The sequence below is a fragment of the Streptomyces sparsogenes genome (assembly GCF_001704635.1).
In the GTDB taxonomy this organism is placed as follows: domain Bacteria; phylum Actinomycetota; class Actinomycetes; order Streptomycetales; family Streptomycetaceae; genus Streptomyces; species Streptomyces sparsogenes.
On sequence record NZ_MAXF01000023.1, the window covers coordinates 13375 to 38060 of the forward strand.

Genomic DNA, 24686 nt, shown 5'->3' on the forward strand with positions numbered 1-24686 from the left:
CGAGCGAGCTCCAGGCCAAACGCTCCAGGTCAGACGCGGGTGTTCAGACCACCTGGTGGAGCCAGCGTACGGGCGCGCCCTCCCCCGCGTAGCGGAAGGGCTCCAGCTCGTCGTCCCAGGGCTTGCCGAGCAGCTTGGCGACCTCGGCCTGCAAGTCGCTCTCCCCGCGCGCCGAGCGCCCGAGCGCGGCGCGCAGCCGGTCCTCGGGGATCAGGATGTCGCCGTGCATGCCGGTGACCGCGTGGAAGATACCGAGGTCGGGGGTGGAGCTGTAGCGCTCGCCCTCGGCCGTGGCGCACGGTTCCGCGGTCACCTCGAAGCGCAGCAGGTGCCAGCCGCGGAGCGCGGAGGCCAGCTTGGAGGCGGTGCCGACCTCGCCCTGCCAGGAGAACTCGGCGCGCCATGTGCCGGGCGCGGCGGGCTGCTTGATCCAGTCGAGGGTGACGCGCACGCCGAGTACGCCCGCGATGGCCCATTCGACGTGTGGGCACAGCGCGCGCGGGGCGGAGTGAACGTACAGAACTCCACGTGTCGTCACCTGGGCCTCCTGTGCGGTTCGAGGTACGCCTTCCCCAGCGGCCTCGTGCCCGTACCGGTGACGCCCGGGACAGCACTAGACATTCTGCCCTAATGATCACCCTCGCACCAGCCCCGAGGTTACCTGCAGTGAAATTTTTCGGGCAGAATTCTTATGAAAACGGACAGTATGTGACGCCGGGTAATGTGCCCGTACCGCAACGCTCCCGCTCCCGCCAGGGTGTGAGCGGGGCCGGCCCGGGAAAACGCTACCGCGCGGTGCGTCCGGAGGAGTGACGTACCGTCGGTCCTGGACAGAATCACCCATCAGTCGGAGGGGGAACAGCCATGCGGGGCAGCGCAGCACGGCGGGGCCGGCCGTCTTTTGACGCCCGGTACGCCTTCGGCCCGGCCGCGTCGACGACCACCCGTACCACCGCGCGTGCCGCCGTCCGTACCGCTGTGGCGCTGCTCACCACGGGGGCCGTGCTGGCGTCGGCGGGCTGCCTCGGCGGCTCGGACGACGCCTCACATCCGGGCGGGCCCCGGGCGGGCAAGCGCCCCGCGGCCAAGCCCAGCATCCTGTGGAACACCCGGCCCGACTCCATCGCCTCGCTCGGCGACTCCATCACCCGCGGCTTCGACGCCTGCTCGGTGCTGGCCGACTGCCCCGAGGTGTCGTGGTCCACCGGCACGGAGGTGAACAGCCTCGCCCGCCGCCTGCTGCCCGCCGCCTCCCGCTCGACCGCGCGCAGCTGGAACTACGCCAAAACGGGCGCGGTGATGGCCGATCTGTCCGGCCAGATCCAATCCGCGATCCCCCACAAGCCCGAGCTGGTGACCATCCTGATCGGCGCCAACGACGCCTGCCGGAGCACGGTGGACGCCATGACGCCGACGGCCCAGTTCCGGACCGACTTCAGCGCCGCGCTCAGGACGCTGCGCCAGGAGCTGCCCAAGACCCAGGTGTACGTGGCCAGCGTGCCGGACCTGAAGCGGCTGTGGTCCGAGGGGCGCAAGAACGTGCTGGGCAAGCAGATCTGGAAGCTGGGGATCTGCCCGTCGATGCTGAAGGACTCCGACGCCACCGACCCGGCGTCCATGGAGCGGCGCCGCCGGGTCGCGGACCGGGTGGAGGCGTACAACGGCGCGCTGAAGTCCGTCTGCGACCGGGACGCGCTGTGCCGCTACGACGGCGCGGTGCACGACTACCGCTTCTCGACGGACGAGTTGAGCAAATGGGACTGGTTCCACCCGAGCAAGCGCGGTCAGCAGCGACTGGCCGCCATGGCCTACCGCCGCATCACCACGCCATAGCCCCCGCGCGGGAGGTTGTGGTGAGTATGAGACGGCGACACGCCGTCGGGTCGGCGTGTCGCCGTCTCATACTCACCGCAAATCCCTCCTTCAGACCACAGCCACCGGGACGGACAGGCGGGGGTCGGCGATGCTGCGGGCCGCCTGGGCGGTGTACGTGCCGGGGACCAGCCGCCACGTGTGCGCGGCCTCGTCCCAGACCTCCGCGGCCCGGCGCGGCAGCGCGATGGCCACCCGGGCCCGCTCGCCCGGCCCGGCGGTCACCGAGGCGAAGCCCGCGAGGCGGCGCGCCGGCCGCTCCTCGCCGTCTCCCCCGGGCACCGCGAGATAGACCTGGACCACCTCACGGCCGGCCCGCGCCCCGGTGTTGCGGACCGAGACGGTGAGCGTGCCCAGGGTGTCGCCCGGCTCCGCTGCCGGGGTGAAATCGGCGTCTTCGTAGGCCCATTCGGTGTAGCCGAGGCCGTGGCCGAACCAGTACGCGGGGGCCGGCGCGGCCTCCGGCCGCTCGGCGGCGCGCCGCTCCCACGCCCGGTAGCCGATGAACACGCCCTCGTCGTAGCTCAGCCGGCCGTCCGTCGGCCGGACCTCGCTGACCGGGGCGTCCGCCAGGCGGGCCGGCCAGGTGGTGGGCAGCCGCCCGCCGGGCTCCTCGGCCCCGAGCAAGACATCAGCGAGCGCCGCGCCCGCCTCCTGGCCCGGGAACCAGCTCAGCAGCACCGCCGCGACGTCCTCGCGCCAGGGCATCTCCACGGGCGAGCCGGCGTTGACGACCACGACGGTCGGGGTTCCGGTCGCGGCGACGCGCCGCACCAGTTCGTCCTGACGGCCCGGCAGCCGCAGGTCGGCGCGGTCGAAGCCCTCGCTCTCGACGCGCTCGGTCGTCGCGACCACCACCACGGCGGCCTCGGCGGCTCCGGCCGCCGCCACCGCCTCCTCGATCAGCTCGTCCGCGTCGCGCTCGGGGGCGCGGTGCATCAGGCTCACGCACACCGCCTGGAGGGGCGCGTCCTCGAGCTTGACGACCCGGCAGGTCAGGCCGACCCGTACGGGCAGACCGGCCGTCAGCTCGACGGTCCCGCGCGGGGCGGGCTCGCCGAAGGCCGCCTCGAAGGGGTCGCGCGCGTCCGCCATGTCCTGCACCCCCTCGAAGAGCACCGCGTCGCCCACGGACAGCCGGAAGCCGCCCAGGCCCCGGGTGCCGAAGGCGTGCGGGCCGCTCTCGCGCGGGGTGAAGGTGCCGGTGATCTCGACGGTGTGCAGCTCCTCGTACGTCACCCCCTCCGGCAGGTCGCCGAGCCACCGCACCTCGCCGCTCGGCAGGCTCGACTCCCCCAGCACCCGCCCGTCCCCGTCGCGCACGACGGCGCGCAGCTCGAACCCCTGGGCGGCCGGGGTCAGCTCGTCGGTGGGGTCGGCCCCGACGGCGTACGTGAGCACGCCCGGCGGCAGCGCCTCGCGCAGCCCCTCCAGCGGGGAGACGACGCGCTCGGGGAAGACCTGGGCCGAGCCGCCGCCGAGCACCCGGGCGTCGCGGGCGGCCGCGCCGAGCAGCGCCACGCCCGTCACCCGGGCGGGGTCCAGCGGCAGGGTCGGACGGCCGTCGGGGCCGGGCTCGTTGCGCAGCAGCACGAAGGAGCGGCGGGCGATCTCGCGGGCCAGCGCCGGGCCGCCGCCGTCGCCGAGGGGTTCCGGCCGGTCGGCGACCGGCACCGCCGGGGCCACGCCCTCCAGGGCCCCGACGCGGGCGGCGAGCCGGAGCACCCGGCGCACCGCCTCGTCCACGTCGGCCTCGGCGACCCGACCGGCGCGTACTGCGGCGGCCAGCGCCTCGCCGTAGACGGTGCGCGGGCCGGGCATGGCGGCGTCGAGCCCGCCGAGCAGGGCCCCTACGGTGTCCCGGGCGGCCAGCCAGTCGGACACGATGAACCCGTCGAATCCCCACTCGCCGCGCAGCACCCCCTGCTGGAGCTCGCGGTGTTCGGTCATCGTGGAGCCGTTCACCCCGTTGTAGGCGGCCATGACGCCCCAGGGGCGGGCGTTCTTGACGATGGCTTCGAAGGGGGCGAGGTACAGCTCGCGCAGCGCCCGCGCGCCGACCCGGTTGTCGACGGTGAAGCGCTCGGTCTCGGCGTCGTTGGCGACGAAGTGCTTGACGGTCGTGCCCACCCCGCCCTCCTGGACGCCGGTCACGTACCCGGTGCCGATCTCGCCGGTGAGGTACGGGTCCTCGCTGTACGCCTCGAAGTGGCGGCCGCCCAGCGGCGAGCGGTGCAGGTTCACGGTCGGCGCCAGCAGCACGTGCACGCCCTTGCGGCGCGCTTCCTGGGCGAGGAGGTGGCCGGCGCGGCGGGCCAGGGCGGGGTCCCAGGTCGCGGCCAGCGCGGTGGGGCTGGGCAGGGCGATGGAGGGGTCGTCGGCGGTCCAGTGCACGCCGCGCACGCCGATCGGGCCGTCCGACATGACCAGCGACCGCAGCCCGATCTCCGGGACGGCGGGCAGCGACCACATGTCCTGACCGGCGAGCAACCGCGCCTTGGTGTCCAGGTCGAGCTTGCCGAGCGCGTTCTCCACGGCGTCCACGGCGTCCACGGCGCTCCCGTCGTTCACGGCGCCACCTCCTCGTCGTCATGCCCGTCGGCTCAGGCCATGGTGGCCCGGCCACCCACGCCTCCCTGTAAGCCGGTAGGTATGGTTACCCTTTCGTTATGCGACCCCGTGGGGGCGGCGCGGGGGCGGGGATGTCGTACGGTCGGCGAGCGGCGGACGAACGTCCACGGCGGACGGCGTTCAAGGCGGCGTTCAGGACGGCGAGCGGGAAGGGCGGGGACGGCGATGGCCGAACGGACGCGGAGCGGCGGGGGCGACGCCACCAGACGCGGCGCGCGCGGCGAGGAGCGGCGCGCCGAGATCGTCCGCCGCGCGCTCGAGGTGATCGCCGAGCGGGGCTACCGCGGCGCCACCCTGGGCGCGGTCGCCGAGCGCGTCGGCCTCACCCAGCAGGGCCTGCTCCACTACTTCCCCACCAAGGAGGCGCTGCTGGTCGCGGTGCTCGACGAGCGCGACCAGTGGGACACCGGCTCCGCCCGGCCCAGCGCCTCGGGCGGCTGGCCGCTGGACCTGCTCGCCTCGCTGGTGGAGTACAACGCCATGCGGCCGGGCGTCGTGCAGACCTTCTCCGCCCTCCTCGGCGAGAGCGTCACCGACGACCATCCGGCCCGCGAGTTCTTCACCCGCCGCTACGAGCGGGTGCGCGCCGAGATGGCGGCCACGCTGCGCGGCGAGTTCGGCGACCGGCTGCCCGGGGGGCTCACCCCCGAGGAAGCCGCGCCGTTGCTGGTCGCGGTGATGGACGGGCTGCAGTACCAGTGGCTGCACGACCCGGAGGGCGTGGACATGCCCGCCGCCTTCCGCTCCTTCCTCACCCTGCTGGGCCGGTCGGCCGCGCCGCGCGGCTGACGATCGCTACGCGTAGGTGTAGGTGAGGGTGTTGGAGGGGCCGCCCGGCGTGATCACCTGGACCAGGACGTTGCCCGGCCCGGCCGCCGCCGGGGCGATCACGGTGATCTGACTGTCGGAGTCCACGGTGGGGAACATGCGCGTGGTCCCGAACCTCACCTCGGTGGCGGTGCTGAGACGGCTGCCGCTGAGCACCACCGTGTTGCCGCCGCCCACCGGGCCGCCGACCGGGGTGAGGACGGTGAGCAGGGGCGGGGGGATGTAGTAGAAGTGGCCGAGGGGGCGTGTTCCGCCGGGTGTGGTCACCGTCACCGTCACCGCCCCGCTGCCCGCGGGGGTCACCGCCATGATGGTGTTGTCGTCCAGTACGGTGAAGCTCCTGGCCGGCCGGGAGCCGAACTTCACGGCGGTGGCGCCGGTGAGGTAGCGGCCGGTGATGGTCACCGTGGTGCCGCCGCCGATCGGGCCCTGCTCGGGCAGGACACCGAGCGGTGGGCTGAACACGCTGACCGAGTCGCCGCCGTTGTTGACCACGTACACGTACCGGCTGTCGGGGGTGACCGCCAGCCAGTTGGGCACGTTGAAGCCCGGCACGGTGTCCGTGACGGTGTCCGTCGCGGGGTTGATGACCTGCACCGAACTGGTGCCGTCCACGCTGACATACGCGCGCCCGCCGTTGGGGGCCACCGCCACGAAGAACGGGATGGACTGGGCACCGATCGTCCGCACGACGGTGTTGCCGGCCGTGCTGACCACGGACAGCGTGTTGCCGCCGTAGTCGGTCACGTACAGGCGCAGGCCGTCCTTGGTCAGGGCCAGGCCTCGGGGCAGGTCGAAGCCGGTGATGGTGGTCAGCACCGTGTTGGTGGCGGTGTCGATGACGCTGACCGTGTCCCCGCCGAAATTGCTCACATAGGCGCGGCTGGAGTCGGGGGTGATGAGGACGTTGTACGGCCTGGTGCCGACGGGCACGGTCGCGACGACGGCGCGGGTGGCGGTGTCCACCCGCACCACCGCGTTCCCGCCCTGACTGACCACGTAGGCGAACTGCCCGCCCGGCGCGAAGTCGACACCGACCGGGCTGGTGATGCCGCCGATGGTGGCGACCACGGTGTTCGTCGGGGTGCTGATGACGCTGACCGAGCCGGCGCCGAAGTTGCTGACGTAGACCTGGGTCCCGTCCGGGGACACCGCGATCCCCCAGGGGCCGGCGCCGGTGGTGACCGTGGCGGTCACGGCCTTGGTGGCGGTGTCGATGACGCTGACCGTGCCCGAGCCGAAGTTGGTGACATAGGCGTGGGCGCCGTCGGGTGCCATCGCGATACCGATGGGGCCGTGGCCGACGGGTATCTGGGTCAGCGGGTCTGCCAGCGGGGCGGGGGCCTGCGGCGGTGATGTGGGGAGCGACATGAGAACTCCTTCCGCGCGGCTCCGGTATGTTCGGCACGGCCGCGCAGGGACACCCCCCTTTTTTTCCTGATCAGAAGAATTGCAGCAGCCGATGGCCGACCCGCTGAAGGGGTGTATTGCCGCCTGTTGGGGCACCACCGCGCGGAATTCCCCAAGGCGTCGCTTTTTCATACAGTCATATTCACCCCCACGAGTATCGTATGCGCCCTTCTCACCCGATCGAGTATTCCGTTCAATCGATCCAGAGAGGTGGCCGTCTCGTGGCGATACCGGCTACAAGCCACGGTCGCGAGCCTCGATCCGCCGGCAACGAGGTCCCCCATCCCCCTCTCGTCCAGCGGTTTCCCCTCCCGGGCGCAAGCAGCCCGCAGGGGCCCCGGCTCGGCAGCTCCGCGATCCATGGCAGTGGAGACGCCCTCGCCGCCCGGCCCCGGGGACATGCCGCACCCCACAAAAGGAGCCCCCCATGGCAACACTCAACCCCACCCAAGGCCCCGCGGCGGGCGGAAACTCGGTCGTCATCACCGGCACCAATTTCACCGGCGCGACGAGCGTGAAATTCGGCAACAAGTCCGCCAGTTTCACCGTCAACTCCCCCACCCAGATCACCGCCACCGCCCCCTCGGGCAGCGGCGTCGTGGGCGTCACGGTGACCACCCCCGGCGGCACCACCAGCCCCGTCAACTACTTCTACGTCCCGCAGCCGATCAAGACGACCCTCAGCAATACCTCGGGGCCGCTGACCGGCGCGACCACCACCATCTCCGGCGCCAACCTGTCCACCGCCTCGTCGGTGACCTTCGGCACCGTCGGTTCGGCCACGCCCACCGTGGTGAACGACAACACCATCACGGTGACGGCCCCGACCGCCACCGGCGCCCAGACGGTTCCCATCACCGTCACCACCAAGGGCGGCTCCACCAACGGGCTGTTCTTCTCGTACGTGGACGCGCCCACCACGACCGGCATCAACCCGGCGAGCGGCCCCGAGGCCGGCGGCACCGCCAGCACCATCACCGGCACCGGGCTCAGCGACACCACGAGCGTGACCTACGGCGCCGCCTCGGCCGCCTTCGTGGTCAACAGCGACACGGAGCTCATCGCGTACGCCCCGCCCGGCACCGGGACGGTCACCGTCAACGTGACCACCCCCGGCGGCACCGACTCCACCCAGACCTTCACCTACGTTCCCCCGCCCACCTGATCGGCTCCCCGGGGCGGGAGGCGGCCCTGCCGCCTCCCGCCCCTCGCCGCGCGCTCCCCACCCTCATCCCGCCCTCCCCTCCGGCACACCGCGACCCTGACCCGGATCCACGCCTCCGACCACGGAGACGAGAAAGGCGCAGCCGTGCCCACGCCACCCGCCCCCTCGCCCCGGCCACCCGCCGCCGACCCCGAGGCCACCGCACGGACCGATGCCCACGCCACCGCGGCCGCGCCCGTGGTGTCCTCGGTCAGCCCCAGCAGCGGGCCGGCCGGCACGGCGGTCGTCATCACCGGCAGCGGACTCACCGGGGCCACGCAAGTCAGGTTCGGCACCGCGCTGTCCTCCTTCACCGTGGTCTCCGACACGCAGATCAACGCGACCGTGCCCACGGGCAGCGGCACCGTGCAGATCACCGTCACCACGCCGAACGGCACCAGCACCCAGAACGTCACCTTCACCTACGGCACGGCGACGGCCCCGACCCTCGCCTCGCTCAGCCCGGCCTCGGGGCCGGCGGGCGGCGGCAACACCGTCGTCCTCACCGGCACCGGGTTCACCGGCGCCACCCAGGTGCTCTTCGGCGCCACCCCGGCCCCCTCCTTCACCGTCAACTCCCCCACCCAGATCACCGCCACCGCCCCGGCCGGCAGCGGCAGCGTGCCGGTGAAGGTCACCACCCCCGGCGGCGGCAGCAACACGCTCACGTACACCTACGTCAGCGGCCCGGCCATCAGCTCGCTGTCCCCGTCCGCGGGGCCCCAGGCCGGCGGGAACACCGTCGTCATCACCGGGACCAACCTGGCCAACACCACCTCCGTGCACTTCGGCGCCACCTCGGTCGCCTTCACCGTGCTCTCCGGCACCCAGGTGTCCGCGGTCGCCCCGCCCGGGACCGGCTCGGTCAACGTCAACGTCACCACCCCCGGCGGCACCAGCAACAACCTGACCTACACCTACTCCGCCATCCCCACGGTCGGCACGGTCAGCCCCGGCCAGGGCCCGACCGCCGGCGGCACCACCGTGATGATCACCGGTACCGGTTTCACCGGCGCCACCCAGGTGTTGTTCGGCACCACCCCGGCCCTCTCCTTCACCGTCAACTCCGCCACGCAGATCACCGCCACCGCCCCGCCCGGGGTGGCCGGGGCGGTGGCGGTGAACGTGGTCACCCCGGGCGGCACCAGCGGTCCGGGCGCGTTCTACTTCTATGTGGCACCGCCCGCGCTGACCTCCCTGGCCCCGCCCAGCGGTCCGGCGAACGGGGGCAACACGGTGGTGATCAACGGCTTGAACCTCACCCTCACCACCGCCGTGCACATCGGGGCCGCGTCGGTGCCCTTCACCGTCCTGAACGACAGCCAGGTCTCCTTCGCGGCACCGCCCGGCACCGGCACCGCCAACGTCAACGTCACCACCCCCGGCGGCACCAGCAACAATCTGACCTACACCTACATGGCGGCCCCCGCCCTCTCCGGCCTCAACCCGAACCTGGGCCCGGAGAGCGGCGGCACGGTCGTGACGGTCACCGGGACCAACCTGGCCACCACCACCTCCGTCCACTTCGGCGTCGTCTCGGCCGCGTACACGGTGCTCTCCGACACCCAGCTCACCGCGGTCGCCCCGCCCGGCACCGGCACCACGAACGTCAACGTCACGGCCACCGGCGGCACCAGCAACAACCTGACCTTCACCTACGTGCCCCCGCCGGGATAAGGCCTCGCACCCGTCGGACCCCGGCGGTGCCTCGCGCTAGCCGATGAACCGCACGTCCGGGTGGCGCGGGGAGGGCCCGTCCAGCAGCGGCCGGTGCAGCCCCCGCAGGTGCCGGTCGAAGAACGCGGTGAGGTAGGCCCGCCGGCTCGCCGTGAAGCGGGCCGGGTCCACGGTGCCGATCATCTGCTTCCGCAGCCCCTCCGGCAGGGTGAGGTGTTCGGCGAGTGCGGGGAGGACGATCTCGTAGTCGGTGAACGAGTTGTGCTCCGCCTCCCGCACCCACAGGTCGCGCTTCCAGCCCGTGGAGTTCTGCCAGAACGCCCGCCAGGACGGCGAGTGCTCATGGGTGTGCGGCAGCCGCTCCGACGTGGTCACCAGCCACGCGCCCATCAGGAGGAACGGCCGGTCCAGCCCGCTGTGCGCGACCGGCAGCAGCTGGTCGGGGTCGGACCAGTCGTAGCCGAGCGGCCCGTCCAGATTGGCCCCGGCCCGGATCCGGCGGTCAAGACGCATGGCCTCCGCCGTCGCCATGCCCCCGAGCGAGTGTCCGAACATGCCGACCCGCGCCATGTCCAGCGCCGCGCCCAGCCCGCTGGGCAGCCGCCGCCCACCGGCATCGGGGTTGCCGCCGCGCGCCAGCACCTCCAGCCGGTCCAGCACGAAACGGACATCGGCCACCCGCACCTCCAGCGCCGCCTTGTTGCGCTCGGCGACCGGCTCGATCCTGCCGATCTCCGGCGACGGTTCGACGACCCGCCCGCCGGGGAACTCCACGGCGTGCGCCTCGTACGTGGGGTCGACCGTCACCACGACATAGCCCTGCCCGGCCAGCTCCACCACCGCGCCGGTGTCCAGCGTGCGCTCGTTGTACATCCCGGGCGAGTACAGCACGACGGGCCTGCGCCCCAGGCCGCGCGCCACGGCCGCCCCCTCGCGGGCGTAGGTGGGGAACCCGCCCCAGTCGACGGCCCCGTGCTCCACCTTCAGGATCCGCTCGGCGCCCGCCCCGAACACCTCCGCCGCGCCCGGCCGCATGTAGGGCGCCTGCGCGGCGTCCGTGCCCGCGTCCTTCCGCGCGGGGTACCACACGCTCACCATGAGTTCCCGCACCCCGGGCCCCCACCGCTCCTCGCGCCCCTGGTCCACCAGGTGCAGCTCGGTCATCCCCACCGGGTACGGGCCCGTGGGCGCCGGCAACTCGACCCGCAGGCCGTCATCGGCCCGCGCCTTTCCCTTACGGCCTGCCTGGCCCTTCCCCCGGCCGTCCCCGGAGGGCACCGCCCCGGAAGCGACGGTGGCGGAGGCGAGGGTCACGGCGGCGCCCGTGGCGGCCAGCCCGCCGAGCAGTTGACGCCGTGACAGCCGGGACACGGCGGAAGTCTTGAATCGCATGCCCAGACCCTCCCGCGCCCCCGCGCCCCCGCCCCACTGTCGAACGCCAGGTGTGCGTCTTACTTTCGTCGGGTTCCCGGTCCGCCGGTCGAACTCGTGGTCGAGCGTGCGAGGATGCCGACATGACCACACTTGGCCGTACGAGCGCGAGACCCGCGGACCCGGACCCGGTCGGACGGCCGGGATCCACGCTCCCCCGCCTGGCCGCCCTCGGCACGACGGCGGCCCTGCTCGGCCTCCTCGCCGCCTGCGGCACCAAGCCCGCCTCCGAGACCGTCGGGGCACCCGCCCCGCCCCCCGCCCCCTCCCGCCCCGTCCAAGCCGAGGAACTTCCCAAGGACCTTCCCAGCTACGGCGAGCTGCCGACCCCCACCCCCGCCACGCCGCCCCCCTGCCCGGAGTCCGGGGTGGTCGTCCAGGGGGAGGAGCCGGGCGCCGCGATGGGCCTGCGCGTCATGTCCCTGAAGCTGACCAACTGCGGCAAGCGCCCCTACACGGTGAAGGGCTACCCGACCGTCCGCGTCCTGGACGGGGACGGAAAGCCCCTGGACATCCGCGTGGCCCACGGCTCCGCCGGCATCGCCACCCTCGACCACTTCGACGCGGCGCCCCGACAGGTGACCCTGCGCCCCGGCCAGACGGCGGTGGCGGGCCTGGCGTGGCGCAACACCGTGACCGACGCCACGAACCCGGCCGTCAACGGCGAGGCGCTGGACGTGGCCCCGGCCGAGGGGAGCCCCCGGCAGACCGTGACGGAACTGATCGACCTCGGCAACACCGGCAAGCTGGGCGTCAGCCCCTGGCGCGCCCTCGACAAGCCCGCCAAGACCCCCGCGCCCCGCCCGAGCGCCCCGGCCACCCCACGGTGAGCCCCACGCGGGACGGGTAGCCAACGGCCGTCGGCTACCCTCCCCGCTCGGTTCGCCGCTCAGTCGCCGTCGAGCTCGATGTCGATGCCCATGTCCTCCAGGGCGTCCTCCAGCTCGTCCAGCACCTCGTGGACTACATCGTCCTGGTCATCGGCCACGGTGGTGGTCCGCCTTTCTCACAAGAAACACACGCGGGCCCCGCGGCTGCGAGGCCGCCCGCATCATATGCAAACCCCCTGGCCACCACCGACGTTGGCGCGCCCCCACCGCGCCACCGTCCGGCGCGGTCGGCACGGCCGGCGCGGCTGACACCATGGGCGCATGTCGAACATCTTCACCGACGCCATCCGGGTCTACGCCCGCCCCGACGACCGCATCACCGGTGTCGAGGCACAGTGGATCACCTGGATGCTGCTCGGCCGCCACGGCTCGTACCACGTCCCGGTGGTGACCCGGCGCGGGCCGGAGGGCGCTTACGTCGACATCCAGTACGGCTCGGGCAAGAGCCCGGACATCGTGAACTTCAGCCAGGACCACGCCCCGTACCTCTACGGCTCCCTCTGGGGCCGGCACTACAACGAGGGCGGTGACCAGGACATCATCTGGCAGGGGGACGTCAACGACGGCCCGCACCGGTACTGCCGCTACGGATTCGACGAGGTGCGCGTGGCGACCACCGCCGGCGACCGCCCGCCCGTCGGCCCCGAAGCCCCCTGGCGGCGCCACCCGGACGGCTCCTGGCGGCTGTTCGTCGCCGGCAGCTACCGCACCGGCAACTGCCGCTACGCCGACGTCGGCCCCATGGCCACGCCCGCCACTCCCCTGCCCGACCCGCCGCCGGCGGCCCTGCCCACACCCACCACGCCGAACGACGAGGGCGAGGCCCTCACCGCCCTCCACCCCCACTGGCTCGCCCCGCTCGCCGACGACCACCCCGACGTCACCTGGATCGAATACCGCTGGCGTGGCCGCGTCGTCCACCGCGCCCGCGAGGAGGACGACTGGGACGGCCCCGCCTGGCAGCACCGCTGCGCCGACGACTGGGACAACTGCCTGGACCCCGACTTCCTCCGCGCCACCGGCGCGACCGGCCTGCTCGCCCCGGAGGAGGTCTACGAACGCGACCGCGAGGACTGGGAGAAGCGCGGCTCACGCTGACGGCGGGGTCAGCGCCCGCGGGAGTCAAGACACTTGTCGCGCTGGCGGATGGGCTTGACCGCCTTGCTGAGGTCCACCAGCACCGCGTCGAGTTCGGCGACCCGGCCGGAGATGAAGACCTCCACCGCCGGGTCCCGGCCGTAGGTGATGACGACCTTCCGGCCGTCCCCGGACGCGGTCTCCCGCACCACCCAGTCCACCCCGTCGACATTCACACACGGGTCGGGCGTCGGAACGGGCGGCACCGCCCCGCAGCGCGACACCACCGCCCGGTCCCCCCACACGGCGACCCCGGCCGCCCCTCCCGGCGCCCGCTCCCGGCCGCCGAGGTCGTCCGGATACCCCTCCGCGATCCGCGCGCACTCCGGTGCGTCGCCCCGGGGCGCCGCCGCCACGCCGTACGCCGGCGAGGTCACCACGCCCGCCACGTACACGCCGGCGACCACCAGCCCGGCAGCGGCCACCCCCACGGCGACGCGCGCCGTCCGAGAACGAGGGACCAACCTCACGAACCCGCTCCTCACCCCCGCCGGCCGACCCTTCCACCGGCCCGTGCGGATCATCGTCCCACCGGCACTCCGACGGGCCGCCGCCAGGGCACACCGTCCGCGTCAGATCCCGGGCAGCGTGTCCTGCTCGACATCGTGCGCGGGCGGCTTCGGGGCGCCGCGCACCGCCAGCTTGGCCCGGCACTCGTCGCCCAGCCCCCACAGCCGCGCCTCACGCCCCCGCAAGGGGCGCCCGCACATACGGCAGGTGACGCGGCGACGCGCGGAGAGCGGCTCCTCGCCGAGGCCGGGGAGCGCGGCGGGTGGCGAGGCGGGTGGCGAGGCGGGCGACGCGGTGGGCGGCGTGGCGGGGTCGTCGGTGGTCATGGCTCCGGTGTACCACCTCGGCCGGCGCCGACCACAGCCGGCGTACGAACGCCCGCGGGCGCGTCCGGGGTGAGGTCGTGACTCCACCCACGCGTAAACGCGCGGGCTTCCTGCGTCGGTGGCTAAGCCGCCGTGCAGAGGGCCAGCCCGGCCCTGCTGAGGACGTTCCTCGCGCCGACGTGGTCCGCGTTCGCCGCGAACCCGCACGCCGTGCATTCGAACTTCGCTTGGGTGACGCGGTTCTCCTTCGCGACGTGCTCGCACTCGGGGCACGTGCGGGAGGTGTTGCGCGCGTCCACCGGGACCACGAGGCGACCGGCACTCTCAGCCTTGTTCGCCAGGATTCCGAGGAACTGCGCCCAACCCGCGTCGAGGATGCTGCGGTTGAGCCCGGCCTTCACGGCAGCACCGTTCGGCAGGAAGCCGCCGGGCTGGTCGGGGTCGGGCTTGGGGGCGGGGCTCTTGGTCAAGCCCGCCGTGTTCAGCCGTTCGTGCGCGATCACGTCGAGGTCACGGACAAGCGCGCGGGCGGTCTTGTGGTGGAAGTCGGCGCGCTGCCGCCGGATCTTGCCGTACAGCTTGGCGACCTTCCGGGCCGCCGCGCGGTGGCGCTTGGTGCGCTGCCGGGTCCGCTTCGGGAACGTGGCGAGGCTCCGTTGCGCCTCGGCCAGCTCATCAGCCATCGCGGTGAGGAATCGCGGGTTGGCGACGTGTTCGCCGTCCGAGGTGGTGAGGAAGTGGGCGACGCCCATGTCGATGCCGACAATCGCCCCGGTGGGCGGCAGTTCCTCGGCGGGCACGTTGTCGCAGGAGAGGACGATGTACCAGCGGGTTCCCTCTCGCTTCACCGAGATCGTCTTGACCCGGCCGCGCACGGGCCGGTGCTGGTGCACACGGACGTGCCCGACACCCTGGATGCGGACGCGGGTGACGGGGTCGTGGGGGGTGGGGTCCCATCGGCAGCCGTCGCCGTCCTTGGGGAAGGTGACGGTGTCGAAGTGCCCTGCGCCCTTGAAGCGGGGGTAGCCCGGGCTCTGCCCGGTCTTGACCCGGCGGAAGAACGCCTGGAACGCCTTGTCCAGGCGGCGCAGGGTGGCTTGCTGGGAGGAGAACGACCAGCGGCCCTGCCGTTCGGGATCGAACGCCCGGATCTCCTTGAGCTGGGCGGACTGGTCCCCGTAGCGGACGTTTGCCTTGGAGGTGTGCCGGTAGGCGTCACGGCGTTCCTGGAGGGCGCCGTTGTACAGGGAGCAGTGGTCCCGCAGCATCTCGCCGAGCGCGGCCGTCTGACGGGCCGTGGGGCGCAGGAGGAACTTATACGCGCGGATCAAGAGCTGTCCCCCTTCTTCCGCGGGCGTTCCCACTGGGTGTTGATGTACTTCTCGACCGTGGCCGCCGACACGGCACCGACCGAGGCGGCGAAGTACGACGACGACCACAAGGTGGGCATCCGTGACTTCAGGTGCGGGAACTCCTCGCGCAGCACGCGGGATGTGAAGCCCTTGAACTGGTTCGCCACGTACGAGGCCGACGACTTCGGGTCGTGCTTCACGAACAGGTGCACGTGGTCGGGCATCACCTCAAGGGCGATGACCTCCCACCCGCGTTCGTCGGCCTTCTGCCGGATCAGCTCGTCGAGGCGCTCCGCGACCCGTCCGCCGAGGACCGGACGGCGGTACTTCGGGCACCACACCACGTGGAGGCCGAGGTCGTACACGCCGCCGGAGAAGCGGCGAACCTTCCTGGTCACAGTCACGCGATCACTATACACACGCAACACGTCTAGTGCGGCAGAAAGGCGGTACAGGTGAACAGCGCAGATCCGTGCACCGAGTTGAGGTCAGAGCAATCCAGAGAAGCCATTCCCCACCCCGCTCAAGCGGGGCGTCCCCGGGCTAGGTTCTGATGGTGAGGATCACGAACAGCCAGTGGATGCCGGTCGTGGCCGCGAACTGCAGTCGGGCCAGATCCGCAGCGCTCATGGTGCGGCCTTTCTGGGGGGCGGGTGGCCGAGGGGACGGCGGGTGGCGGGTGGCTGGGGCCCTCGCTTCGCGTGTGCGGATGCCGGGCGCCGTGGCGCCCCTCATCCGTGCGGTGAACCCGCTGAAGACCGTAGGGAAAATCGCTCATGCGCTCCAAGACCAGTTTGGGTATGTGAAGATAACCGCGGAGGCATCAGGGAAGGGTGGACCGTGGATCTGCTGCAGTTGCGCTACTTCCAGGTGGTCGCCCGCCACGAACACATCAGCCGCGCCGCGGAGGAGCTGCGCGTCGCCCAACCCTCGCTCAGCCGCACCATCGCGCGCCTGGAGGCCGAGCTGGGCACCCCGCTCTTCGACCGGGAGGGCCGCCGTATCCGGCTGAACCAGTACGGAGCGATCTTCCTGCGCCATGCCGAGCGCGCCCTGAGCGAGCTGGACGACGGCCGCAGGGCCCTGCGCGGCGCCCGCGACACCGGGCTGGGCCGGGTCAGCGTCGCCTCCGAGACCCTCCTGACGATCACCCACGCCCTCGGCAGTTTCCGTGCCGCCTACCCCCGCGCCGACGTTCGGCTCTACCAGTCGAACGCGGAGGAGATGGCCCGCCAACTGCGGGCCGGAGAGGTCGACTTCTGCGTGGCCTCGCAGCCGCTGACCGGCAGCAACCTGGAGTCGATCCAGCTCGCCCGCGAGGAGGTGCTGCTCGCGGTCCCGCGCGGACACTGGCTCGACGGGCGGGAGAGCGTGACGATCCCCGAGATCGCCGACGAGCCGTTCGTCACCACACGCCCGGGCCACTGGCAGCGCGCGCTCCTGGACCGGCTGTTCGCGGCCGAGGGGCTCAGGCCACTGCTGTCGTGCGAAGGCGACGAACCGGCCTCCAGCCAGGACATGATCAGCGCGGGACTCGGCATCGGCCTCATCCCGGCCATGTCCCGCCAGACCGGTACGGACGCGATCGTCCCGGTCGCCTGGGTGCACCTGGACGCGCCCGGCTGCCACCGGCTGCTCACCCTGGTGTGGAACCGCGACACCTACCTGGCCGAAGCCGCCCTGAGGTTCCGGGAGTTCATCACCAGCAGGCCCTTCATGACCCACCGCCTGCCCGACCGGCATCCGTGACCGGCGTGCCCCGGCCCGCCCGGTCTCGCACCCACGCACGGGGGCTCACGGAGCGCAAGGGGGGCGCAGGCCCCGATCCGGTATCCGTTCGACAACGAACCTGCGACCACCCCGCCCCGGCTCCCACACACAGCAGAAAATCAACAAAGTAGAAAATCATTCGACAACCGTTTCCCCCGACCATTGACACCCCTTACACCCGGTGACTACCGTCACGCCAGGATTTCGAACGTGTGACGAAATATCGAACACGAACGGACTACCAACCCGGAACACGAACCATCGCGAAAGGGCAGACCGCCTTGCGCATCACCGGAATCAGCACGCATGTCGTCGGCACCCCCTGGCGCAACCTGACCTACGTACAGGTGCACACCGACGAGGGCATCACCGGCGTCGGAGAGACCCGCATGCTCGGGCACACCGACGCGCTGCTCGGCTATCTCCGTGAGGCCGAGGCCAACCACATCGCCGGCTCGGACCCCTTCGCCGTGGAGGACCTGGTGCGGCGGATGAAGTACGGCGACTACGGCCGCGCGGGCGAGATCGTGATGTCGGGCATCGCCTGCGTCGAGATGGCCTGCTGGGACATCAAGGGCAAGGCGCTGGGCGTGCCCGTCTGGCAGCTCCTCGGCGGCAAGGTGACCGACAAGGTCAAGGCGTACGCCAACGGGTGGTATACGACCGAGCGGACGCCGGAGGCCTACCACAAGGCCGCCCAGGGGGTCATGGAGCGCGGCTACAAGGCGCTGAAGATCGACCCGTTCGGCACCGGCCACTTCGAGCTGGACCACAAGGAGACCCTGTACGCGGTCTCGCTCATCGAGGCCGTGCGGGACGCGATCGGCCCGGACGCCGAGCTGATGCTGGAGATGCACGGCCGCTTCTCCCCCGCCACCGCCGTCCGCCTGGCGAACGAGCTGGCCCCCTTCAAGCCGGCCTGGCTGGAGGAGCCGGTGCCGCCGGAGAACCTGAAGGCGCTGGAGAAGGTCGCGGCCAAGGTGGACCTCCCGGTCGCCACCGGTGAGCGGATCCACGACCGCATCGAGTTCCGCGAACTCTTCGAGAGCCAGGCCGTGGACATCATCCAGCCGGACGTCGGCCACATCGGCGGCATCTGGGAGACCCGCAAGCTGGCCGCCACCGCCGAGACCCACTACATGCTCGTCGCGCCGCACAACGTCGGCGGGTCCGTGCTCACCGCCGCCTCCCTCCAGGTCGGCTTCACCTCGCCCAACTTCAAGATCCTCGAGCACTTCAACGACTTCGCCGACGCGGAGATCAAGAAGGTGGTCAAGGGCGCCCCGCAGGTCGTGGACGGCTACTTCGAGCTCTCCGACGCCCCGGGCCTGGGCGTCGAGCTGGACACCGACGCGGCCGCCGAGTTCCCCCAGCAGCAGGCCCGCTTCGACCTGTGGGCCGAGGGCTGGGAGAAGCGGGACCCCTCGGGGACCGGCCGCAAGTGACCACCGGCGGCGACGGAGCGGAGGTGAGCGGCATGGAAGAGGCCCTCGTACTCGACGGGCCGGGCAGCCACCGGCTGGCGGCCCGCGCCGTGGCCGACCCGGGCCCCGGGGAGGCGCGGGTGCGGGTGCACGCCTCCGGGATCTGCGGCAGCGACCGCGAGATCTACCAGGGCAACCGGCCCGAGGGGTACGTCCGCTACCCGGTGACCCCCGGCCACGAGTGGTCCGGCACGGTCGAGGCCGTCGGGGCCGGGGTGCCGGCCTCGCTGGGCGGCCGGAAGGTGGTCGGCGAGGGGTTCCGCAACTGCCAGGTGTGCGACGCCTGCCACGCCGGGGACACCACGCTGTGCGCCGCCGGCTACGAGGAGACCGGCTTCACCCAGCCGGGCGCGATGGCCACCACCCTCACCCTGCCCGCCCGCCTGCTCCACCCGCTCGCCGACGACGCCGACCTCACCGCCGCCGCGCTGCTGGAGCCCGCCGCCTGCGTCGCCGCCGCCGCGCTCAAGGCGGACGCCCGGCCGGGGCAGCGGGTCGCGGTGGTCGGCACCGGCACCCTCGGCATGATCGCGGTGCAGTTCCTCGCCGCGGTCTCCCCGGCCGAGCTGCTGGTGGTCGGCGTCAGCCGGGACCGGGAGCGGATGGCGCTGTCCTTCGGCGCGACCTCGTTCCACACCCGGGACGCCCTGCCCAAGGGCGCGGCCGGCACGTACGACGTGGTCATCGAGACCGCCGGCTCCGCCGCCGCGGCCCGGGAGTCCGCGGCGCTGCTGCGGCGCGGCGGGCGGCTGGTGCTCACCGGCATCCCGGCGCCGGGCGCGGACGGCCTGGACCCCACCGACCTGGTGGTGCGCCAGATCGAGGTGCGCACGGTCTTCGGGGCCCCGCCCGCCGCGTGGGCGCACGCGGTGCGGGTCTTCGACGCCGGGCTGCTGTCCCTGCTGCCGCTGGTCACCCACGAGCTGCCGCTCGCCGACTTCGGCGCCGCGATCGAGCTGGTCGGCGGCGCCGACCCGAAGGTCGGCAAGGTCCTGCTGCGCCCGGGGGGCACCTCCTAGCCGCGCGCCGGTACGGGCCGCCCTGACGCGATCCGTACCGGCGTGCACCCAATCTTCCACATGTCGTTCGGGATGCCGGACACCGAACATCTCGAACGACCCGAACCGTTCTCAGCCGGTGCCGCTCAGCACCACCCACCACTCCACAGGGAGCACCGTGACCGCCGCCTCAGCCACCACCCCCGGCCCCCGCCGCCCCGCCGCCTCGGCCCTCGCGCCGCTCGGCCACGCCGGGCCCGAGGCCGACCCCGCCGACGCCTCCCCGCACTCCTTCCCGGACGGCGGCACCTGGCGCACCGAGATCCCCTCCGTGGAAGGGCCCGAGGCGCTGGCCACCGTCTTCAAGGAGGCGAGCCGCCTGGAGGTGCCGATCCACCGGATCAGCCAGGGCAGCGGCGTCTGGATGCTCACCGACGCGGAGATCACCGAGATGGTGGAGAGCTGCGCGGAGCGCAACGCCGAGCTGTGCCTGTTCACCGGCCCGCGCGGCACCTGGGACATCGGCGCCGCCACCCGCACCGACTCCGGCGGCGGGGGCCTGCGCGCCCGCGGCCACGACGCGGTCGCCGGCTGTGTCGAGGACGCGCTGCGCGCCACCGCGCTGGGCGTCACGTGCCTGCTGGTCGCGGACGAGGGGGTGCTGTGGCTGCTGCACCAGCTGCGCGAGCGCGGCGACCTGCCGGCCGACACCACCTTCAAGCTGTCCGCCCTGGTCGGCCCGGTCAACCCGGCCTCCTTCGCGGTGTACGAGCAGCTCGGCGCCGACTCCATCAACATCCCCTCGGACCTGACGCTGGAGCACCTCACCGAGATCCGCCGGGTCTCCCGCGCCCCGATGGACTTCTATGTGGAGGCCCCCGACGACCTCGGCGGCTACGTCCGCATCTACGACGCGGCCGAGCTGATCCGCCGCGGCGCCCCCATCTACCTCAAGTTCGGGCTCAGCAAGTCCCCCGGCATCTACCCGTACGGCGCCCAGCTGCGCGACCTGGCCCTGAACAGCGCCCGTGAGCGGGTGCGCCGCGGCCGGCTCGTACTCGACATGCTCGCCCGGCTGGGCGCGGACGGTGGGATGTCCCCGCTGGGCTCCCGGCTGCCCGGCCCGCTGCGGCGCTTCGCCGCGGGCCAGGCACAGCCCGCGCCCCAAGAATCCTGAGCCACGGACGCACAAGGGAAGGACGACCCGATGATCATGCGCAAGGCCAGAGCGGTACGAGCACTGGCGGCTCTCGCCGCCCTGCTCACGCTCTCGCTCACCGCCACCGCCTGCGGCCAGGAGGCGGTCGGCGGCAGCCGCTACAAAGGCGGCAACAGCAACACGATCGGCATCGCGATGCCGGTCAAGACCTCCGAGCGGTGGATCGCCGACGGCAAGAACATGGTCAAGCAGTTCCAGGCGGCGGGCTACAAGACGGACCTCCAGTACGGCGAGGACGACGTCCGCACCCAGGTGGCGCAGCTCGAGAACATGATCACCAAGCAGTACAAGCTGTTGGTGATCGCGCCCATCGACGGAACCGCGCTGACCGATGTGCTCCAGAGCGCCCATGACGCCAACATCCCGGTGATCTCCTACGACCGGCTGATCCTGGGTTCGAAGTACGTCGACTACTACGCGACCTTCGACAACTTCAAGGTCGGCGTGCTCCAGGCCTCGTACCTCGTCAAAAAGCTCGGACTGACCGAGGGCAAGAAGGGCCCGTTCAACATCGAGCTGTTCGCCGGTTCGTCGGACGACAACAACACCCGGTACTTCTTCAACGGCGCGATGAGCGTGCTCAAGCCGTACCTCGCCGACGGGCGGCTCGTCGTCCGCAGCGGCCAGACGAAGCTCAACCAGCTGTACACGGAGAAGTGGAGCGGTAAGGCCGCCCAGGACCGCATGGAGAACCTGCTCAACAAGGCGTACAGCAACGCTGACGTCAACGCCGTGCTCTCGCCGTACGACGGCATGTCCATGGGCATCCTGTCCGCGCTCCAGGGCGTCGGCTACGGCACGAAGTCCAAGCCCTACCCGTTCGTGTCCGGCCAGGACGCCGAGCTGCCCTCCATCAAGTCCATCATCCGCGGCGAGCAGACCCAGACCGTCTACAAGGACACCCGTAAGCTCGCCAAGGCCACCGTCCAGATGGCCACCGCGAAGCTGGACGGCGGCAAGCCCCAGGTCAACGACACCAAGTCGTACAACAACGGCAAGAAGGTCGTGCCGGCCTATCTGCTCAACCCGGTCAGCATCGACAAGTCCAACACCCAGCTCCTGGTGAAAGAGGGCTACTACACCGCCGGCCAGCTGAAGTAGGGATGGAGGCCGGGAACATGAATCACATTCTCGAGATGCGCTCCATCACCAAGACCTTCCCCGGGGTCAAGGCGCTGTCCGACGTCAACCTCCGCGTCCGCGAGGGCGAGATCCACGCCATCTGCGGGGAGAACGGCGCCGGGAAGTCGACCCTGATGAAGGTGCTCAGCGGGGTCTACGCGCATGGCACCTACGACGGGGAGATCCATTTCCAGGGGGAGGTGTGCGCGTTCAAGGACATCAAGGCCAGCGAGCAGCGCGGCATCGTCATCATCCACCAGGAACTGGCCCTGATCCCGTACCTGTCCATCGCCGAGAACATCTTCCTGGGCAACGAACACGCCAAGGGCGGCCTGATCAGCTGGAACGAGACCCTCAAGCACGCCAAGGCGCTGCTCAAGCGGGTGGGGCTGACGGAGTCACCGCAGACGCGGGTCGCCGACATCGGGGTCGGCAAGCAGCAGCTCGTGGAGATCGCCAAGGCGCTCTCCAAGGAGGTGAAGCTGCTGATCCTGGACGAGCCGACCGCGGCGCTCAACGACGAGGACAGCGGCAAACTCCTCGATCTGCTGCTGGAGTTCAAGGCCCAGGGCATCTCCTGCATCATCATCTCGCACAAGCTGAACGAGATCCGCAGGGTCGCCGACTCCGTCACCATCCTGCGCGACGGCCAGACCATCGAGACCATGGTCGTCCGCGAGACGCCGGAGTCACAGCCGCAGGTCTCCGAGGACCGCATCATCCGCGGGATGGTCGGCCGGGACCTCGACCACCGCTTCCCCGAGCGCACCCGGTACGAGGGCGACGACGCCTCCGAGGTGGCCATGGCCATCGAGGACTGGACCGTACGCCACCCCATCGACCAGCAGCGCAACGTCGTGGACGGGGTGTCGCTGAACGTGCGGCGCGGCGAGATCGTGGGCATCGCGGGCCTCATGGGCGCGGGCCGCACGGAGCTGGCGATGAGCGTCTTCGGGCGCGCCTACGGCCGGTACGTGGGCGGCCGCGTCTACCGCGACGGCAAGGAGGTCCGTACCCGCACCGTCCCCGAGGCGATCGAGCACGGCATCGCCTACGTCACCGAGGACCGCAAGCACTACGGGCTCAACCTCGAGGACACCATCGCCCGCAACATCACCCTCTCCTCGCTGGCCAAGGTGGCGCGCCGCGGCGTGGTCAACGAGCACGAGGAGTCGCGGGTGGCCGAGCGGTTCCGCAAGACGATGAACATCAAGGCCCCCACGGTCTTCGAGCACGTGGGCAAGCTCAGCGGCGGCAACCAGCAGAAGGTCGTCCTGAGCAAGTGGATCCATGTGGGTCCCGAGGTGCTGATCCTCGACGAGCCCACCCGTGGCATCGACGTCGGGGCCAAGTACGAGATCTACACGGTCATCAACGAACTGGCGGCCCAGGGCAAGGCCGTCGTCTTCATCTCCTCGGAGCTGGGCGAGTTGCTGGGGATGTGCGACCGGATCTACACGATGGCGGCTGGGCGGCTGACCGGGGAGGTCCCGCGGGCCGAGGCGACTCAGGAGGTTCTGATGCGCCACATGACCAGGGACAGAGGAGACGAACGATGAGCACGGCGACCCAGGACACCAAGAACCCGGCACCACCACCGGCCGACGGCGCCCCGGGCATCGGGACGCTGCTGGTGCAGAGCCTGCGGGGCAATGTGCGCCAGTACGGGATGCTGGTGGCGCTCGCGCTGATCATCGTCATCTTCCAGATATGGTCCGACGACATCCTGCTGCGGCCGCTCAACGTCACCAACCTGGTGCAGCAGAACGGCTACATCCTGATCCTCGCGATCGGCATGATGATCGTGATCATCGCCGGTCATATCGATCTGTCGGTCGGATCGCTGGTCGCGTTCGTCGGCGCCTTCGCGGGCGTGCTGATGGTCAACCACGATGTGCCGTGGCCACTCGCGGTCGTCCTCTGTCTGCTGGTCGGCGCGGTGGCCGGGGCGTGGCAGGGCTTCTGGATCGCCTACGTCGGGATCCCGTCGTTCATCGTCACCCTGGCCGGGATGCTGGTGTTCCGCGGCGGCACCCAGATCCTGCTGGACGGGCAGTCCCTGTCGCCCTTCCCGGAGGGCTTCCGGAAGATGAGCATCGGCTTCATCCCGGAGATGGGCCCGTACACGCAGTACCACAACCCCACCATGGTCATCGGCCTCGCGGTGTGCGCGGCGGCCGTCTGGCAGGAGTGGCGCGGCCGGCAGCAGCGTGCGGCGTACGAGCTGGACGTGATGCCGCTCAGCCTGTTCTACGCCAAGTGCGCCGCGATCGTGGCCGCGGTGATGGCCTTCGCCATGACCCTCGCCAGTTGGCACGGCGCACCGGTGGGCCTGCTGATCCTCGCGGGCCTCCTGGTGATCTTCAGCTTCGTGATGCGCAACACCGTGGTCGGACGGCATGTGTACGCCCTCGGCGGCAACCAGCCGGCGGCCAAGCTGTCGGGTGTCCGCGACAAGCGCGTCACCTTCATGGTGTTCGTCAACATGGGCCTGCTGGCCGCGCTCGCCGGCCTCGTCTTCACCGCCCGACTGGGCTCCGCCACCCCCAGCGCGGGCCTCAACTTCGAGCTGGAGGCCATCGCCGCCGCCTTCATCGGCGGCGCCTCGGCCAGCGGCGGCGTCGGCACCGTGCTCGGCGCGATCATCGGTGGTCTGGTGCTCGGCGTGCTCAACAACGGCATGTCCCTGGTGGGCATCGGCACCGAGTACCAGCAGGTGATCAAGGGCCTGGTGCTGCTGGCGGCGGTGGGCTTCGACATCTGGAACAAGCGCAGGGTCGGTTCGTAAGTCCGTCTCCCACCACCCCCGATGGAACCGATGGAGC

The 24686-nt window shown here is 71.6% G+C and carries 21 protein-coding genes; 13 read left to right on the top strand and 8 right to left on the bottom strand.

The annotated features are described in order from the left end of the window. Positions 1 to 43: 43 nt before the first annotated feature. Positions 44 to 538 carry a DUF3145 domain-containing protein gene (locus BBH68_RS04300; protein ID WP_065958915.1) on the bottom strand — a complete coding sequence of 165 codons (495 nt, stop codon included), beginning with the start codon at positions 536 to 538 and terminating at the stop codon, positions 44 to 46. Positions 539 to 864: 326 nt separating this feature from the next. On the opposite strand from BBH68_RS04300, the gene BBH68_RS04305 reads away from it, so the two are divergent. Further along, complete coding sequence (locus BBH68_RS04305; RefSeq protein ID WP_079150792.1) at positions 865 to 1833, top strand: SGNH/GDSL hydrolase family protein; 969 nt, start codon at positions 865 to 867, stop codon at positions 1831 to 1833. Positions 1834 to 1923: 90 nt separating this feature from the next. On the opposite strand, the gene BBH68_RS04310 is transcribed toward BBH68_RS04305, so the two are convergent. Next, positions 1924 to 4443 (bottom strand): glycoside hydrolase family 3 protein, encoded by a 2520-nt coding sequence (locus BBH68_RS04310; RefSeq protein ID WP_065958916.1) that lies wholly within the window; start codon positions 4441 to 4443, stop codon positions 1924 to 1926. A 225-nt stretch (positions 4444 to 4668) separates the two neighbouring features. Here BBH68_RS04310 and BBH68_RS04315 point away from each other — a divergent pair, with 225 nt between their 5' ends. Beyond that, a complete protein-coding gene (locus tag BBH68_RS04315; RefSeq protein WP_065958917.1) occupies positions 4669 to 5292 on the top strand; it encodes a TetR/AcrR family transcriptional regulator in 624 nt (207 codons plus the stop codon). Positions 5293 to 5298: 6 nt separating this feature from the next. On the opposite strand, the gene BBH68_RS04320 is transcribed toward BBH68_RS04315, so the two are convergent. Continuing rightward, the gene (locus BBH68_RS04320; RefSeq protein ID WP_065958918.1) at positions 5299 to 6702 is read right to left on the bottom strand and encodes a YncE family protein; all 1404 of its coding nucleotides are present in this window, start codon (positions 6700 to 6702) and stop codon (positions 5299 to 5301) included. 466 nt (positions 6703 to 7168) lie between these two features. Here BBH68_RS04320 and BBH68_RS04325 point away from each other — a divergent pair, with 466 nt between their 5' ends. After that, positions 7169 to 7906, top strand: a complete 738-nt coding sequence (locus tag BBH68_RS04325) for an IPT/TIG domain-containing protein (RefSeq protein WP_065958919.1) — start codon at positions 7169 to 7171, stop codon at positions 7904 to 7906. A 144-nt stretch (positions 7907 to 8050) separates the two neighbouring features. After that, positions 8051 to 9622 (top strand): beta strand repeat-containing protein, encoded by a 1572-nt coding sequence (locus BBH68_RS04330; protein WP_065958920.1) that lies wholly within the window; start codon positions 8051 to 8053, stop codon positions 9620 to 9622. A 36-nt stretch (positions 9623 to 9658) separates the two neighbouring features. Here the strand turns inward: BBH68_RS04330 and BBH68_RS04335 are convergent, their stop codons facing one another. Further along, positions 9659 to 11014, bottom strand: a complete 1356-nt coding sequence (locus BBH68_RS04335) for an alpha/beta hydrolase family protein (protein ID WP_107500861.1) — start codon at positions 11012 to 11014, stop codon at positions 9659 to 9661. A gap of 122 nt (positions 11015 to 11136) precedes the next feature. Between BBH68_RS04335 and BBH68_RS04340 the strand changes: the two genes are divergently transcribed. Together BBH68_RS04340 and BBH68_RS04345 are read left to right on the top strand one after the other, a co-directional pair. Beyond that, positions 11137 to 11883 (top strand): DUF4232 domain-containing protein, encoded by a 747-nt coding sequence (locus tag BBH68_RS04340; RefSeq protein ID WP_079150793.1) that lies wholly within the window; start codon positions 11137 to 11139, stop codon positions 11881 to 11883. 321 nt (positions 11884 to 12204) lie between these two features. Next, positions 12205 to 13041, top strand: a complete 837-nt coding sequence (locus BBH68_RS04345) for a hypothetical protein (RefSeq protein WP_065958921.1) — start codon at positions 12205 to 12207, stop codon at positions 13039 to 13041. Between the two features lie 8 nt (positions 13042 to 13049). Here the strand turns inward: BBH68_RS04345 and BBH68_RS04350 are convergent, their stop codons facing one another. The 4 genes from BBH68_RS04350 to tnpA form a co-directional block, all read right to left on the bottom strand. After that, positions 13050 to 13550: a DUF3515 family protein gene (locus BBH68_RS04350; RefSeq protein ID WP_076970993.1), complete on the bottom strand. Its 501-nt coding sequence runs from the start codon at positions 13548 to 13550 to the stop codon at positions 13050 to 13052. 102 nt (positions 13551 to 13652) lie between these two features. Then, positions 13653 to 13916: a DUF6011 domain-containing protein gene (locus tag BBH68_RS04355; protein ID WP_065958923.1), complete on the bottom strand. Its 264-nt coding sequence runs from the start codon at positions 13914 to 13916 to the stop codon at positions 13653 to 13655. Between the two features lie 122 nt (positions 13917 to 14038). Further along, complete coding sequence (locus BBH68_RS04360; protein ID WP_065958924.1) at positions 14039 to 15247, bottom strand: RNA-guided endonuclease InsQ/TnpB family protein; 1209 nt, start codon at positions 15245 to 15247, stop codon at positions 14039 to 14041. After that, the gene (gene tnpA, locus BBH68_RS04365; RefSeq protein ID WP_104531217.1) at positions 15244 to 15666 is read right to left on the bottom strand and encodes an IS200/IS605 family transposase; all 423 of its coding nucleotides are present in this window, start codon (positions 15664 to 15666) and stop codon (positions 15244 to 15246) included. The genes BBH68_RS04360 and tnpA overlap by 4 nt, the downstream gene beginning before the upstream one ends. A 442-nt stretch (positions 15667 to 16108) precedes the next feature. Here tnpA and BBH68_RS04370 point away from each other — a divergent pair, with 442 nt between their 5' ends. The 7 genes from BBH68_RS04370 (at position 16109) to mmsB (ending at position 24649) form a co-directional block, all read left to right on the top strand. Continuing rightward, entirely contained in the window at positions 16109 to 17017 is a 909-nt protein-coding gene (locus BBH68_RS04370; protein WP_065958926.1) for a LysR family transcriptional regulator, read from the top strand. A gap of 302 nt (positions 17018 to 17319) precedes the next feature. Beyond that, complete coding sequence (locus BBH68_RS04375; protein ID WP_065958927.1) at positions 17320 to 18483, top strand: mandelate racemase/muconate lactonizing enzyme family protein; 1164 nt, start codon at positions 17320 to 17322, stop codon at positions 18481 to 18483. Positions 18484 to 18515: 32 nt separating this feature from the next. Then, positions 18516 to 19541: a zinc-dependent alcohol dehydrogenase gene (locus BBH68_RS04380; RefSeq protein WP_065958971.1), complete on the top strand. Its 1026-nt coding sequence runs from the start codon at positions 18516 to 18518 to the stop codon at positions 19539 to 19541. Positions 19542 to 19698: 157 nt separating this feature from the next. Further along, positions 19699 to 20697 (top strand): hypothetical protein, encoded by a 999-nt coding sequence (locus BBH68_RS04385; protein WP_065958928.1) that lies wholly within the window; start codon positions 19699 to 19701, stop codon positions 20695 to 20697. A 36-nt stretch (positions 20698 to 20733) separates the two neighbouring features. After that, positions 20734 to 21840, top strand: a complete 1107-nt coding sequence (gene chvE, locus BBH68_RS04390) for a multiple monosaccharide ABC transporter substrate-binding protein (RefSeq protein WP_065958972.1) — start codon at positions 20734 to 20736, stop codon at positions 21838 to 21840. 17 nt (positions 21841 to 21857) lie between these two features. After that, positions 21858 to 23420 (top strand): multiple monosaccharide ABC transporter ATP-binding protein, encoded by a 1563-nt coding sequence (gene mmsA, locus BBH68_RS04395; protein ID WP_065958973.1) that lies wholly within the window; start codon positions 21858 to 21860, stop codon positions 23418 to 23420. After that, entirely contained in the window at positions 23417 to 24649 is a 1233-nt protein-coding gene (mmsB, locus tag BBH68_RS04400) for a multiple monosaccharide ABC transporter permease (protein ID WP_065958929.1), read from the top strand. Before mmsA ends, mmsB begins: the two co-directional genes overlap by 4 nt. The last annotated feature ends 37 nt before the right edge of the window (positions 24650 to 24686 follow it).